A 15311-nucleotide genomic window follows, 5' to 3' on the forward strand; every position below is an offset into this window, starting at 1 on the left:
CTTAGGCTATGGGTAGGTTGTTGGGATTAGCTACCGTTGGAACTTCTGATCTTGATCTTTCCCTCTGCTCCGGTAGCCTCCCTGAAGGCTGTCAGCATCACTTCAACAGCCAAAGCCTGATGCTCTTGAGCTACCAGTATTGCATCGTGGTAGGGCAGAGCTGTAATTCCAGCATCAAGGAGCCTGAGCAACACCTTCACCATGGTCTGGCTCTCAAGGTACTGGATTCCGAGACCATGATCTTCGTGAAAGAGGTGCGCTACCGGCTCATGGAACCTCCGTATGGCTTCAGCCACAGCTTCCACCTTAGTTCCCTTGGGGAACTGGGTCTTCAGGGGAGCATCACTGCCTTCTGACCGTGGGAAGCGTGATAAGGGGGCTTCAGCCCAGATCATCGAATTGAGGACCTTCTTCACAGCTTCGCGGCTGTCTTCGTATCCCGGAATGGCATAGGCGTCTTCGAAGGTAGGCTGAAGCCCAGCAAGCCCGTAGAGGGTCCTGACAGCGTGTTGCCCGTAGTCCACCTCTACCAGTTGGTCGCTCCCATCAATGGCGATATCGTTGAATCGATCCTTGGATGACAGTGGCAGCCACCACGGGTGTGGATGACCGAATATCCGCCCACCTTGTGTGAAGTCTTCCTTACCTTCGATACGGATGAAGGACCGCTGCAGGAAGACCGAAGAATCATCGATACGGCTGTCATCACCGATGTAGTCCACACGGGCTCTGATGGCATCGCTGATGGTCTGCAGTTCAGACCTCATACGTTCCGTCTCAGGGGTATCTTCGTAGTGTAGATAGAACCCATGCTGACCCTTGACATTCGGCTTCTTCAGAATGATCCGCTCGCCTTCACGGGGGTGTCTGCTGAAGTGATGCCGTGGAATCGAAGGGATGTTTAAGGACGAGATACGTGATAGCCCGGTATGTCCGGCATCCTCAGCAACGAAAGCATCCTCTTCCTCACCCTCATTAAGCTCGACCGGCTCGAATGATGCCTTAGTTCCGACGTCCAACCTGATATAGCCAAGGTCAACCATTGCATCTAGCACGGGCCTCATGGATTCCGTCAGCTTCGGAGCTTTGTACCGGTCAAACCTTCCCAAGAACCGCTTCGATAACGGGATGGAAGTCTGCTCATTGAGGGCCGCATTACAGACGATGATCTCGACCTGACGCTTGACCCGTGCAGCCGAAGATGGCCGTTGAGGGTTCAGATTCAGTTTCTTGATGACATCCCTAGCTATGGCTTCCACCAACTCACGAGCGTCAGGGGTCTTTGCAACGATGAATCCATCAATGAAGATAGGGCGCTGCTGTGCCGCCTTCTTCGTGACCGCGTCTTTCATTCCATGCCTGTATGTTGCCACAACGAAGGCTAGTTTAAAGGCTCCTACGGGCTTCGTGAAGAGCCTATCGTAAGGGTTCCAAAGCAATTCAGAGCCATTGTGTTCCACCTTGTTTTGTACAGTAGTGTTGTGTTGTCTAGCCCCGTTTCACTCATCAGTACGGGATGACCCGCAAACTCCAAGCCCATGGATCACCCTCAGAAACCCCTTGAAGCCCCTCTGCCTATCGAAAAGGGCTATCACCAGACCATCTATATAATTTTTTTCAATAACATCAATGAGTTAGAGAGGTACTGGCTACCTTGTGGCAAGTATCTATTCCGCCACCTTGGAAGCCCTGAGAATCGTTGCACGGCTGGTGCTGTAATCCCGGGCAAGCTGGGACACCGACACACCTTCAGCAAGGGCCTCACGGACCTTCTGTTGTTCCCGAGGGCTCAAAGCGGACTTCCGACCCAGCTTGACCCCCTCAGCCTTAGCACGGGCCAATCCTGCCTGTGTACGCTCAATGATCAAATCCCGTTCGAATTCCGCCATCGAGCTAAGGACACCCATAATTAGCTTTCCTGCCGGGCTCGTAAGGTCCGCACCACCGAGCTGGAGGCAATGAACACGGACGCCCATCCCTGCCAGCTTCTCGACCGTAGACCGCACATCCAAGGCAGACCGACCCAACCTATCGAGCTTGGTAACGATCAGCACATCCCCAGCCTCCAGACGATCCACCAGCTTGGCGAACAGGGGCCTCTTGAAGGCTTCCGTGCTGCCGCTGATGGTTTCCTCAACGATCCGCTTGGCATCGACCGTGAAGCCTGCCGCTTTGATCTCCTGCAGCTGGTTGGTGGTGTTTAGTTCAGTACGGCTGACACGGGCATAAGCGAAGGTGCGGGACATAGGGCCTCAGGGGTGAACGAAAAGGATGTACGAATATTAGAGTCTGTTCGAAACACATGCAAGGTATATTTCGCACACCTCTAAACAACCTGTTCGCAATTGGGCGTTTTCGCACACCATAAGGGGCTACCGGGCTGAGGCACAGGGGCCAATACCTTAGACATCCACCACCATCTAACAACCCTTGTTGCCTGACCGAGGAAGGAAGGACTGGCGGCGCGTTGGCAAGGGAGCAGCTGGAGCTTCGTTTTATTTCGAAGGCTGATTCCGAAGGTACCCCGGTAACTGCCCCCCGGGACCCCTCCTTCAAAAACCGAACATTTGGGCCAAGCTGCTCGTTGTTGTTGGCAATCGTGCGTGGGAGTGGGCCTCCCGGAAATTCATCGTCCAGATGGAAAGACCCCCTACCACCCCCGGGGGGCCTCAGCCGCTCAGGGGGGCCTCAGTTTTCCGAAGGTGGGCATGGGGGGGAGGGCCTGACTCGTTCCCTGAGTGCCTTCCATCGCTCCAGCTCACTCTCAAGCATCACGAGGGCATTGGAGGCTGCTAGGTAGCTCTCGAAGGACAGACGGGTATGGGCGATCCATATCTGGAGCGTGACTACCTCTGCCTCACGCTGGGCTATTTGCAGCTCGATGACTTCCAGTGAAAGGGGTGTAGAGCTTGCCATACGGACACTTTAGTTGACACGACGTCTTATGGAAACCGGCTAATCGGCGGCGACTTGGTTTTCATTCGGTCTAAGTGATGTCAGGGGCGTTAAGGTTGCCAAACGGACATCCATCCGACGCTACCCGTGCATTACAGTGAAATCTCGTTGTAACCCAGTCGGTGGCGCATTCTCTGAACCCTCAGCCCGTCGATACAAGGCGGGCATTCTTTTCAACTAAAACGAATCATGCAATTCGAACAGGCAGACGAAGCCCTTCAAAGGGTCAACACGAACATAAGGGCCGCAAATAAGCAGATTCGACAGCAATCGGAACGCATACGTGAAATGATCAGGGAAGGCTTCGATACAGCGTTGGCCCAAAGGGCCTTGGCGGTCATGCGCGATGCGCGGGACGCGAGTTTGGAACATCGTGAACTGATACTGGAGCGTATGAATTTAGCTGCCCAGCGCAGCCGTTCTCGCCTCCCAACCGACTGGCGTTCAGGGTCCTAAACACACACCATCAGCAGATGATGACCGCCCGCAGCCGCCACTTCGAGCGCGCGGCGGGCGGCGGGATGGCCGATGACATCGGCGAGATCCGCGGACGGCGCGGCTGTCGAGGGAAGCGGAGCGGCTTGCACGGGTCGCAGACGGGCGTCGGGGACATCGTTCAGATGCGCGCAGAGCGTGGGCAAGTCCGCCGCGCCGAAGACCTCGATGCCCGGCACGAGCGCCGCTTCCGCCGCGCTTGCGAGCGGCACGTAGATTTCGGGGATTGGCGGGGCTGCATCGCGCATCGATGCATAGTGGCGCGCCGCGCCGCAGACCATTGCGAACGCACCGCGCATCGGACGCAGCGCGCCGGTCAGCGAAAGCTCGCCCGCGAACTCGCGATGTTCGAGCGCTGCAGCCGGAATCTGTCCGCTCGCGGCCAGAATGCCGAGCGCGATCGGCAGATCGAAGCGGCCGCTTTCCTTCGGTAGATCGGCGGGTGCGAGATTGACGGTGATTCTGCGGACGGGGAAATCGAAGCCGCAGTTCTGCAGCGCGGCGCGCACGCGCTCGCGGCTTTCGCGGACTTCGAGATCGGGCAGACCGACGATGGAAAACGACGGCAACCCGTTGGCGAGATGGACTTCGACGACGACTTCGGGCGCGCGCCCAGGAGCGGGCGCGCGGCTGCGTACCACGGCAAGCGACATGATTTCACCTGAAACGGCGCATGGACCGCGCCGGCAATAAAACTAGAAACTCACGGCTCGCTAGCCGAGGTACGCGATAGGCAGTGCTGGCGCCTCAGTCTTGCGCGGCCGTATTTCCGCCCGCGAGACGCTGCTCCAGCTGCGCGACGCGCTTTTCGAGTTCTTCGAGACGAGCGCGCGTGCGGACGAGCACTTGCGTCTGCGTGTCGAATTCCTCGCGCGTCACGAGATCGAGCTTCGAAAAGCCTTGCGAGAGCATCGCCTTCATATTCCGTTCGACGTCTTTCGCGGGCGAATTCTTGAAGAGATCGCTCATCTTCTGCTGCAAATCGTTGAAAACGTCGTTGGGCTGCTTCATCGTTTCTCCCTTCTTGCACAAAAAAAGTGCATTCATTGTTAGGTCAGTGCCCCGAATTATCGAATGTTCGATATTGGTGCGCGCCGCCGAATGCGCGAACGCGCGTCGAAGCACCTTTGAGGCGCCGCGATTTTAGCGCCGCCGCGCGCTCGCGTTGTCCGCCCATGCCCCTTTTTGCGGGACCTCTGGACCACTCTAGCAATGAACCTACCCCGACGCCAGCACGCGCGGCCCGCGTTAGCCGTTCGGCCGACCCTTCGTGCGATTGTTTCGCGAAATCGCGCAAAGCCGCATGGATGCTCGCATGGCATACGAGTTGCATAAGTGGCGCGACCTTTTCTGCACGCTTCAATGGACGGCATCGAAGGATCAGCACACCACAGCGAGGGATACATGAAGCTCATTACCGCAATCATCAAGCCGTTCAAGCTGGACGAAGCGCGTGAAGCGCTCTCGGCCATCGGCGTCTCGGGCATCACCGTGACCGAGGTGAAAGGCTTTGGCCGACAGAAGGGGCACACCGAGCTGTATCGGGGCGCGGAGTACGTCGTCGACTTTCTGCCCAAAGTGAAGATCGAGGCGGCCGTCTCGGACGACATCGTCGATCAGGCGATCGAAGCCGTCGAACGCGCCGCACGCACGGGAAAAATCGGTGACGGAAAGATCTTCGTCACCTCAATCGAACAGGTGATCCGCATCCGCACCGGCGAGACCGGCGCCGACGCGCTCTAACAAGAAATTGGCGATAAGAGGAACCAGAAGAATGCGTAACTTTTTGATGTCACTGTTGGTGGCGGGCGCGCTGATCGGCGCGAATGTCGGCACCGCTCTCGCCCAGGATGCGTCCGCTCCGGCCGCAGCCTCGGCACCCGCTGCAAGCGCGCCCGAAAGCGCCAACACGGCGATGGCGTCGTCGGCTCAGGCGGCATCGGCGGCAGACGCCGCGTCCGGCGCATCCGCCGCGTCCGATGCCGCGCCGGCCGCACCGACCGAGCCGGTCATGGTCGATTCGTCGAAGATCAGCTCCGGCGACACCGCGTGGATGCTGACTTCCGTGGCGCTCGTGCTGTTCATGACGATTCCCGGCCTCGCGCTCTTCTACGCGGGCATGGTCCGCAAGAAGAACGTGCTCGCGACGGTCATGCAGAGCTTCGCGATCTGCTGTCTCGTGACGATCCTCTGGACGGTCGTCGGCTACAGCATCGCGTTCACGCCGGGCGGCTCGTTCCTCGGCGGCTTCTCGCGCGTGTTCCTGCACGGCATGGCCTACATCAAGGGCGACAAGGCGACGACGCTTACCGTCAGCCATCTGGCCGTGACGATCCCCGAGTCGGTCTATTTCGCATTCCAGCTGACGTTCGCGATCATCACGCCGGCGCTCATTACCGGCGCGTTCGCGGATCGCATGAAGTTCTCGGCGATGCTCGTGTTCATGGCGCTGTGGTCGCTGATCGTCTACTCGCCGATCGCGCACATGGTCTGGGAACCTACCGGCTGGCTCGCATCGGCTGGCGTGCTCGACTTCGCGGGCGGCACGGTGGTTCACATCAACGCCGGTATCGCGGGTCTGATGTGCTGTCTCGTGCTCGGCAAGCGCGTCGGCTATGGCCGCGAAGTGATGGCGCCGCACAACCTCGTGCTCTCGCTGATCGGCGCATCGATGCTGTGGGTGGGCTGGTTCGGCTTCAACGCGGGTTCGGCAGTGGCGGCTGACGGCCGTGCCGGTTTCGCGATGCTCACGACGCAGATCGCCACCGCGTTCGCCGCATTCGGCTGGATGTTCGCGGAGTGGATCACGAAGGGCAAGCCGTCGGTGCTCGGCATCATCTCGGGCGCGGTTGCGGGTCTGGTGGCCGTGACGCCGGCGTCGGGTTTCGTCGGCGTGACGGGCGCGATCGTGATCGGCATTGTCGCGGGCGTGGTCTGCTTCTGGTCGGCGACGTGGCTCAAGCACAAGTTCAACTACGACGACTCGCTCGACGCGTTCGGCGTGCACGGCGTGGGCGGGATCATCGGCGCGCTGCTGACGGGCGTGTTCGCGGTGAAGGACATCGGCGGCTTCGACGGCAGCGTGCTCGTGCAGGCGAAGGGCGTGCTCGTCACGCTCGTCTACAGCGGCGTCGTCAGCTTCGTTTTGCTGAAGATCATCGACATGACCATGGGCCTGCGCGTCACGGAAGAACAGGAACGCGAAGGTCTCGACGTCACGCTGCACGGCGAGCACGTCGAGTAAGTCTTACGCCGCAACCGGCGCGCCGCGAGAGCGCGTAGGCTGCGAGCAAGGAACGAGCGCAGCGACTTCGCCCGCCTTATGGCGGGCATTTTTTTTGGTGCGCCGTTTCCGTCCGGGTTTCGTCGAAGGCGGCGGCCAAACCTATTGAAGCGACAGGCGGAAAAGTGCGTGGAAGCGGCGCGGCGCGGGCCGCAAAACCTTGTCAATTGGCGGTTGATACCCATTTAGGCAAAGCAATTGCTCTACAATCTTTTGTCTTCTTCCGCGAGTAATACATGGTTCCGCACCTTGTTACGGCGTTAAGTGGCCCGCTGCTCGATCTCGAGCGGAAAATCCTCGAGGCCATGCCCGCCATCGAGCGCTGGTTCCGGCTCGAATGGCAGGAGCACACGCCGCCGTTCTACTGTTCCGTCGATCTGCGCAACGCGGGGTTCAAGCTCGCGCCCGTCGACACCAATCTCTTTCCCGGCGGTTTCAACAATCTGCCGCAGGAAGTGTTGCCGCTCGCGGTGCAGGCAGCGATGGCGTCCATCGAAAAAATCTGCCCGGACGCGAAGAATCTGCTCGTCATTCCCGAGCGCCATACGCGCAACGCGTTCTATCTCGAGAACGTCGCGCGCCTCGCGCTCATCATGCGGCAAGCGGGGCTCAACATCCGCTTCGGCACGCTGGACGAGAATATCCACGGTCCTGTGACCATCGCGCTCGCCGATGGCCAGAAAATCGTGCTGGAGCCGCTCGAACGCACGCCGCGGCGCCTCGGCCTGAAGAACTTCGATCCCTGCTCGATCCTGCTCAACAACGATCTTTCGGCCGGCATTCCGCCCGTGCTGGAAAATCTGCACGAGCAGTATCTGCTGCCGCCGCTGCACGCCGGCTGGGCGGTGCGCCGCAAGTCGACCCATTTCTCCTGCTATGACGACGTCGCTAAGAAGTTCTCGAAACTCGTCGAGATCGATCCGTGGATGGTGAATCCGTACTTCGCGCATGTGGAAGGCGTCGATTACGAAGCGCGCACGGGCGAACAAGCGCTCGCGGAAGCCATCGACGGCGTGCTCAAGAAGATCGCGAAGAAGTATCGCGAGTACGGCATCAGCGAGCGTCCGTATGTCGTCATCAAGGCGGATGCCGGCACGTACGGAAAGGGCGTGATGACCGTCCACGACGCGAGCGAAGTCGCCGCGCTGACCAAGCGCGAACGCACGAAGATGAACGACGCCAAGGAAGGCCTGCAAGTTCACGACGTGATCGTGCAGGAAGGCGTGCATACGTTCGAGCGCGTGGAAAATGCGGTCGCGGAGCCGGTCGTGTACATGATCGACCGGTATGTCGTCGGCGGGTTTTACCGCGTGCACGATTCGCGCGAGCGCGATCAGAACCTCAACGCGCCGGGCATGCATTTCGTGCCGCTCGGCTTCGAGCACACGGCGTTGCCCGACACGCACGCGAAGCCCGGCGCCGCGCCGCCGAACCGCTTCTACATGTACGGCGTGGTGGCGCGGCTGGCGCTGCTGGCGGCATCGGTCGAGCTCGAAAAGACCGATCCTGAAGCCATTCAGGTGTGAGTTCGCGGCTTGCGGTAAGCTCGCAGGCCGCGCACCGAACTAGCAAATCGTCATGAACATCCTCTTTATCGCCGACCCGCTCGATCGCTTCAAGATCTACAAGGACACGACCTACGCGATGATGGCCGAAGCCGCGCGGCGCGGCCACGTGCTCTATGCGTGCGAGCCGCAGCATCTCGCGTGGACCGGAACGAAGGTCGAGGCGAGCGCGCGGCGCATCGCGATCGTCGGCGACGAGGCCAACAGTGACCGCTGGCCGTGGTATGCCGCCGAGCAGGCCGAGCATCTGCCGCTCACGCATTTCGACGCCGTGCTGATGCGCAAGGATCCGCCGTTCGATCTGGAATACGTGAACGCGACGTGGCTGCTGGAGATCGCCGAGCGCAACGGCGCGCGGATCTTCAACAAGCCGCAGGCGATCCGCGATCATTCCGAGAAGCTCGCCATCGCGGAATGGCCGCAGTTCGTCACGCCGACGCTCGTCACGCGCGATGCCGCGCGCCTGCGCGCTTTCCACGCCGAGCACGGCGACGTGATCCTGAAGCCGCTCGACGGCATGGGCGGCATGGGCGTGTTCCGCGTGAAGGCGGACGGGATGAATCTCGGCTCGATCGTCGAGATGTTGTCCGAGGACGGCGCGCGCACGGTGATGGCGCAGAAGTTCATCCCCGAAATCAAGGATGGCGACAAGCGCATTCTCGTCATCGGCGGTCAGCCGGTGCCGTATTCGCTGGCGCGCATTCCGCAGGGCAGCGAAGTGCGCGGCAATCTCGCGGCGGGCGGGCTCGGGCGCGCGCAGCCGCTGTCGGCGCGCGATCGCGAAATCGCCGAGACGCTCGGGCCGGTGCTGCAGGCGCGCGGCCTGCTGCTCGCCGGGCTGGATGCGATCGGCGACTATCTCACCGAAGTCAACGTCACGAGTCCGACGTGCTTTCGCGAAATCATGGATCAGACCGGCTTCGACGTTGCGGGCATGTTTATCGACGCGCTCGAGCGCGCGGCGCACTGAGTCTGCCGGCCAACGAAACGCGCGCGGACAGCGCGCCAAACTCACCTCGGCGGGACTGTTAGAATTGACTTTCCCGCGCCCGCGTTTCTGGGGCGCGATCGCGTCTAAAAGTGCGCTTAAAGTTCGCTTAAGCATCGACGCGCAGGCTTGGGGTAATGAAGCTGGAAGGCGGTTGATTTCGTTGTAACGGCATCCACTTTAGAGTTGTGTTCCGCGCCGCTCGCGCGCTTTCGAGCGAACTCCGACGTATTTGTCCGATTTTTCGTCGTTGATTTGTCGCTGAGGCAATTTCCTGACATGGCTGGCATTCTGATCATCGCGCACGCACCTTTCGCCACCGCGCTACGCGAGTGCATCGCACATATTTACGGTGGCTTGCCGGCGCGCATCGGCGTCATCGACGTGATGCCCGACTGCGATCCGGTCGAAGTTCGCGCGTTCGCGCGCTCCGAAATCGATCGCCTGAAAGAAGAAAACGGCGCGATCGTGCTCACCGACGTGTTCGGCGCGACGCCCGCGAACATCGCGGCGAGCCTGCACGACACCGATGTGCGCGTGCTCGCCGGCTGCAATCTGCCGATGCTCGTGCGCGCCGTCTGCTACCGCGCGACGCCGCTCGACACGCTCGCCGAAAAGATTCTTCAGGGCGGCTCGAAGGGCATCCAGGAACTGGATTCGTCCACGCCGCTCAACCCCTGCGCCCTCGCGACGAAGGCCGCCGGCTCGCCCGATCCGGCATGCTCGGCGAGCGCCGATCTCATCAGCGCGAAGGCCGCCAGCCACTGACGCCGCTCATTTCATCCATCTAGCGCTTCGGAGCATCATGCTGCAACAAGAAACAACAATCGTGAACAAGCTGGGGCTCCACGCACGCGCTTCGGCCAAGCTCACACAACTGGCGGGCAATTTTCAATGCGAGATCTGGATGAGCCGCAACGGGCGCCGGATCAACGCGAAAAGCATCATGGGCGTGATGATGCTGGCGGCGGGCATCGGCAGCACGGTGACGATCGAAACCGAAGGCGCGGACGAAGCCGAAGCGATGCAAGCCATTCTCGCGCTCATCGCCGATAAATTCGGAGAAGGGCAGTAAGCGTTTCGCCGCAGTGTCCGTCAGTGAAAAGCCGCGCATCGACGCGGCTTTTTCGTATCCGCATCACGCTTTCGCGTAACGTCGTGCAACCGTTCCGGCCCTGTCGTCACCGGGTGTTCAGGGACTTGTGAGCACGATCGAACATATAATGGACGCGCGGTTTGTGCCCGTCGAGGGGGCGCCTGGCAGACCGCGACATTCAAAGAACTAGAGGAGGGCGCGTGTCCTTCACGCTGCATGGAATTCCCGTCTCGCGCGGCATCGCCATTGGGCGCGCGTATCTGATCGCGCCGGCGGCGCTCGACGTAGACCACTATCTGATCGAGCCGGATCAGATCGACGCGGAAATCGCCCGATTCCACGCGGCGCAGGCGGCCGTCCTCGCCGAACTCGAAGCGCTGCGCGAAGACCTTTCCGCCGATGCGCCGAGCGAAATGGGCGCGTTCATCAACGTCCATACGATGATCCTGAACGACGCCATGCTCGTGCAGGAAACCATCGACCTGATTCGCACGCGCCGCTACAACGTCGAGTGGGCGCTCACCGAGCAACTGGAAATCCTCGGCGGTTATTTCGACGAGATCGAAGACGAATATCTGCGCGAACGCAAGGCGGACGTCGAGCAGGTCGTCGAGCGTCTTTTGAAAGCGTTGGCCGGCGCGCCGACGGCCGCGTCGCTCGTCGTGCATACGGCCGCCAGCAACGGGCACAACGAAATGATCGTCGTCGCCCACGATATCGCGCCGGCGGACATGCTTCAGTTCAAGACGCAGGCGTTCAAGGGCTTCGTCACCGACCTCGGCGGCCGCACTTCGCATACGGCGATCGTCGCGCGCAGTCTCGGCATTCCGGCGTCCGTCGGCGTGCAGCAGGCGAGCGTGCTGATCCGCCAGAACGATCTCATCATCGTCGACGGCGATCATGGCATCGTGATCGTCGATCCGGCGCCGATCGTTCTCGAAGAGTATTCGTATCGTCAGAGCGAGAAACTGCTGGAACAGCGCAAGCTCCAGCGCCTGAAATTCTCGCCGACGCAGACGCTCTGCGGTACGAAGATCGAACTGTGCGCGAACATCGAGTTGCCGGAAGACGCGCAAGTCGCCGTCGAAGCGGGCGCGATGGGCGTCGGCCTGTTCCGCACCGAATTCCTCTTCATGAATCACAAGGACCAGTTGCCGGAGGAAGAGGAGCAGTTCGAGGCATACAAGCGCGCCGTCGAGTTGATGAACGGCAAGCCGGTGACGATCCGCACGATCGATGTCGGCGCGGACAAGCCGCTCGATTCCATGACCGGAAGCGATGGCTACGAAACCGCGCCAAATCCCGCGCTGGGCTTGCGCGCGATCCGCTGGAGCCTGTCCGAGCCGCAGATGTTCATCACGCAACTGCGCGCCATTCTGCGGGCGTCGGCGTTCGGGCCGACCAAGATTCTCATTCCGATGCTCGCGCACGCACAGGAAATCGACCAGACGCTCGATCTGATCCGCGAGGCGAAGCGTCAACTCGACGACGAAGGCGTGGCGTACGACCGTCAGGTTCAGGTCGGCGCGATGATCGAGATTCCGGCGGCGGCCATCGCCGTGCGGCTGTTCCTGAGCCGGCTCGATTTTCTGTCGATCGGCACGAACGATCTGATCCAGTACACGCTCGCGATCGATCGCGCCGATAACAGCGTCGCGCATCTTTACGATCCGCTGCATCCGGCGGTGCTGAACCTGATCGCGTTCACGTTGCGCGAGGCGAAGCGCGCGGGCGTGCCGGTGTCGGTGTGCGGGGAAATGGCGGGCGATCCCGCCGTCACGCGCCTGTTGCTCGGCCTCGGGCTCACCGAGTTTTCGATGCATCCGAGCCAGTTGCTGATCGTGAAGCAGGAAATTCTGCGCTCGAACCTGAAGGCGCTGGAAAAGCCGGTCGCGGATGTGCTTGCGGCCTACGAACCCGCTGAATTGCAGGCCGCGCTCACGGCGTTGCAGAAGGTCTAGGCCAAGCCGTGATCCGCAATCAGTCGATCCACCCGAGCGATGACCTGCTCGGGTGAGATCGCCGAAGTGCATTGAAAGCGGCTTGGCTTGCCGCGCCGGCGCGGACACCACAGAAAATCGCGGTTGTCGAAGTCGCACGTCGTGTCGTTGAAGCAACTGTTGCATGCGTGGAAATTGATCACGCGATACGGCGTGCGGAACTCCGTGTGCGGGTGATTCGCGGAAGCGACGGCCGCGCGAACGCGCTTTGCGTGAGCCCGCGTTGCGCGCTCGCCGGCGAAGTGATGGCGCTCAAAGAACGATCCGCCCTGCGATTGAAGAATCGATGAGCTTAAGCGGACCGTCCGGTCGACGGCGTAAGACGCGACCGATTTAGCGCGCTGCTTCGCGGCTTCCCGTGTTTCCGCAGACAGCGCAATCCGGCTGCCGCGCGATTCGCATCGTGTTCCATTCCATGCGCAGCGAGTCGAGCATCATCAGCCGGCCCGCGAGCGTCTCGCCGAAACCGCCGATCACGCGCAGCGCCTCCGCCGCCTGCATCGCACCGATGATGCCGACCGTCGGCGCGAACACGCCCATCGTCGAACACGCGACTTCCTCGAACGGCTGATCCGGCGGGAACACGCACGCGTAGCAGGGCGAATCGGGTGCGCGGAAGTCGAAGGTGCTGATCTGCCCGTCGAAACGCAGCGCCGCGCCCGACACGAGCGGCACGCGATGCGCGACGCAGGCCGCGTTGATCGCGTGACGCGTCGCGAAGTTGTCACTGCAATCGAGCACCACGGTTTTACCGGGCACGTTAATGTCGAGCCACGCGGCGTCGGCGCGCGCGTTCACCGCGATGACGTCGATGTCCGGATTCAGCGCGCTCAACGTCTCGCGTGCCGATTCCACCTTGGGCGCTCCGACCGATCGCGTCATGTGCACGATCTGCCGCTGGAGATTCGTGAGATCGACAGTATCGGCATCGACGAGCGTGATTTTTCCGACACCTGACGCCGCGAGATACATCGCCGCGGGCGCGCCGAGTCCGCCCGCGCCGATGATGACGGCGTGCGCGTCGAGAAAGCGCTGCTGCGCCTCGATGCCGATTTCATCGACGAGGATGTGGCGGGAATAGCGAAGGAGTTGGTCGTCGTTCATCGCGGAAAGAATCGGCTTGCTCGAACGAAGCATTCTAAGCGCGAAAAGAAGAAAGGCTTCGCAACGTTACGCTGCGAAGCCTTTGCGGGGACTACGGGAAAGTTACTTCGACTGCTGCGCGGTAGGCGCCGATGCCGGCTGCGCGCCCGACGCCGGCGCGGAACCCGGCGTGGCCGGCAGCGCAGGCGGTGCAACCACCGGAGCGGACGCCGAACGTGCCGGCTTGTTCTGCGCGAGCTTGCGTTCGCTGTACGACTTGGACTCCACGACCTGCTTGCCTTCCAGCTTGTTCAGACCTTGCTGGAGCATGAAGTCGTCCGCGCTGCCGAACTCGACCGGCTTGCGCTCGCGGTCCTTGCGGCGCTGCTCGGGCGTCTTCTTGTCGTTCTGCTCTTCGAGAATGCGCAGTTGCTCCAGACGATCCGCCTCGCGCTGCTCCTGTTCCTTCTTCTCGTTCGGATCCTGCGTGTTCGCGAGGTGGTTCGAGTAATCGACTTCGCGCGTGACGAGCGCGTCGTCCGGATCGCCGTCCGCGTATTGATCGACCGGCACGTCGGGGCGCACGCCCTGATTCTGGATCGACTTGCCGCTCGGCGTGTAGTAATAGGCCGTCGTCAGGCGCAGGGCGCTGTCGGCGGTCATCGGACGCACGGTCTGCACCGAGCCCTTGCCGAACGTGGTCTTGCCGACGATCAGCGCGCGATGATGATCCTGCAGCGCACCCGCGACGATCTCGGAGGCCGACGCCGAGTACGCGTTGGTCAGCACGACCATCGGCACCTTCTTGAAGATTTCCGGCACGCTCTTCAGCGGATCGGAATCGAAGGACGGCAGGCGATAGTTGTCGTAGGTGTCGCGGAACGTCTGCTTCGCGTCCGCAATCTGGCCGTTGGTCGACACGACGACCGCGTTATCCGGCAGGAACGCGCCCGCGACGCCGACCGCGCTTTGCAGCAAGCCGCCGCCGTTGTTGCGCAGATCGAGCACGAGGCCCTTCAGATTCGGTTGCTGGCGCGCGAGATCCTGCAACTTCGACGCGAGATCCGGCACCGTGCGCTCCTGGAAGCTCGTGATGCGGATGTAGCCGTAGCCCGGCTCCGGCACCTTCATCTTCACCGACTGCACGCGGATCACGGCGCGCGTCACGGTGAGCGGGAACGTGCGGTCGTCGCTCTTGCGGAAGATCGTGAGCGTGACCTTCGTGCCCGGCTCGCCGCGCATCTGCTTCACGGCTTTATCCAGCGTCATGCCGCGCACCGGCTTGTCGTTGATGCGCGTGATGAGGTCGCCCGGACGAATGCCGGCGCGGAACGCTGGCGTGTCTTCGATCGGCGAAATGACCTTGATGAGGCCGTCTTCCGAAGAAATCTCGATGCCGAGGCCCGCGAATCGGCCCTTGGTCTGTTCCTGCAGTTCTTCGTAATCGGTCTTGTCGAGATAGGACGAGTGCGGGTCGAGGCTCGACACCATGCCCTTGATGGCGGCGGTGAGGAGCTTTTTGTCGTCGACCGGTTCGACGTATTCGTGCTTGATCTGACCGAAAACTTCGGCGAAAAGCCGCAATTGTTCGAGCGGCAGAGGCGAGGAAGCAGCTTGCTGTGCGGATGCGGAGATCTGCAGGGTGGCGAGTGCGCCGGCAGCAACGCCAACGGCTACCAGGCCGAAGTTTTTCAGGTTCTTTCGCATAGAGAGTGCGGTCGGAATCGGATGGGCTGCATCGTTGGTGACGGGCCAGTATACCCGCTCGCCTTGATTGGCGACTTAAACGCAACTTAAATGCCTGAGGCTTTCATCCGTTGAAGCGATGGCTCGCGCACGTTTCGAC

At 61.4% G+C, this 15311-nt stretch carries 12 protein-coding genes and 1 pseudogene; 7 read left to right on the forward strand and 6 right to left on the reverse strand.

From position 1 onward, the window contains the following. Window positions 1-26: 26 nt before the first annotated feature. From NCT05_RS02055 to NCT05_RS02070, 4 genes and pseudogenes are all read right to left on the reverse strand, one after another. Window positions 27-1460, reverse strand: a complete 1434-nt coding sequence (locus NCT05_RS02055) for a hypothetical protein (RefSeq protein ID WP_250501681.1) — start codon at window positions 1458-1460, stop codon at window positions 27-29. A 207-nt stretch (window positions 1461-1667) separates the two neighbouring features. Continuing rightward, window positions 1668-2246 (reverse strand): recombinase family protein, encoded by a 579-nt coding sequence (locus NCT05_RS02060; protein WP_250501682.1) that lies wholly within the window; start codon window positions 2244-2246, stop codon window positions 1668-1670. A 1170-nt stretch (window positions 2247-3416) separates the two neighbouring features. Next, window positions 3417-4103: pseudogene (locus NCT05_RS02065) on the reverse strand (magnesium chelatase domain-containing protein); the annotation flags it as partial. A 94-nt stretch (window positions 4104-4197) separates the two neighbouring features. Next, window positions 4198-4461, reverse strand: a complete 264-nt coding sequence (locus NCT05_RS02070) for an accessory factor UbiK family protein (RefSeq protein ID WP_008351796.1) — start codon at window positions 4459-4461, stop codon at window positions 4198-4200. Window positions 4462-4854: 393 nt separating this feature from the next. Between NCT05_RS02070 and NCT05_RS02075 the strand changes: the two genes are divergently transcribed. The 7 genes from NCT05_RS02075 (at window position 4855) to ptsP (ending at window position 12343) form a co-directional block, all read left to right on the forward strand. Beyond that, window positions 4855-5193: a P-II family nitrogen regulator gene (locus tag NCT05_RS02075; protein ID WP_008351794.1), complete on the forward strand. Its 339-nt coding sequence runs from the start codon at window positions 4855-4857 to the stop codon at window positions 5191-5193. A 31-nt stretch (window positions 5194-5224) separates the two neighbouring features. Continuing rightward, the gene (locus tag NCT05_RS02080; RefSeq protein ID WP_250501683.1) at window positions 5225-6694 is read left to right on the forward strand and encodes an ammonium transporter; all 1470 of its coding nucleotides are present in this window, start codon (window positions 5225-5227) and stop codon (window positions 6692-6694) included. Between the two features lie 275 nt (window positions 6695-6969). Next, window positions 6970-8259 (forward strand): glutamate--cysteine ligase, encoded by a 1290-nt coding sequence (gene gshA, locus NCT05_RS02085; protein ID WP_033536547.1) that lies wholly within the window; start codon window positions 6970-6972, stop codon window positions 8257-8259. A gap of 52 nt (window positions 8260-8311) precedes the next feature. Then, window positions 8312-9268 carry a glutathione synthase gene (gshB, locus tag NCT05_RS02090; RefSeq protein WP_250480238.1) on the forward strand — a complete coding sequence of 319 codons (957 nt, stop codon included), beginning with the start codon at window positions 8312-8314 and terminating at the stop codon, window positions 9266-9268. A gap of 297 nt (window positions 9269-9565) precedes the next feature. Continuing rightward, the gene (locus NCT05_RS02095) at window positions 9566-10054 is read left to right on the forward strand and encodes a PTS sugar transporter subunit IIA (protein ID WP_008351788.1); all 489 of its coding nucleotides are present in this window, start codon (window positions 9566-9568) and stop codon (window positions 10052-10054) included. 37 nt (window positions 10055-10091) lie between these two features. After that, entirely contained in the window at window positions 10092-10361 is a 270-nt protein-coding gene (locus NCT05_RS02100; protein ID WP_008351787.1) for an HPr family phosphocarrier protein, read from the forward strand. A 221-nt stretch (window positions 10362-10582) separates the two neighbouring features. Next, window positions 10583-12343, forward strand: a complete 1761-nt coding sequence (ptsP, locus tag NCT05_RS02105) for a phosphoenolpyruvate--protein phosphotransferase (protein WP_008351786.1) — start codon at window positions 10583-10585, stop codon at window positions 12341-12343. Between the two features lie 372 nt (window positions 12344-12715). On the opposite strand, the gene NCT05_RS02110 is transcribed toward ptsP, so the two are convergent. Both NCT05_RS02110 and NCT05_RS02115 read right to left on the reverse strand, forming a co-directional pair. Then, a complete protein-coding gene (locus tag NCT05_RS02110) occupies window positions 12716-13486 on the reverse strand; it encodes a HesA/MoeB/ThiF family protein (protein WP_175979757.1) in 771 nt (256 codons plus the stop codon). Between the two features lie 102 nt (window positions 13487-13588). Beyond that, window positions 13589-15172: a S41 family peptidase gene (locus NCT05_RS02115; protein ID WP_008351783.1), complete on the reverse strand. Its 1584-nt coding sequence runs from the start codon at window positions 15170-15172 to the stop codon at window positions 13589-13591. Window positions 15173-15311: the final 139 nt, after the last annotated feature.

Origin of the sequence: Caballeronia sp. AZ7_KS35 (assembly GCF_023631045.1) — a bacterium.
Classification (GTDB): Bacteria; Pseudomonadota; Gammaproteobacteria; order Burkholderiales; family Burkholderiaceae; genus Caballeronia; species Caballeronia zhejiangensis.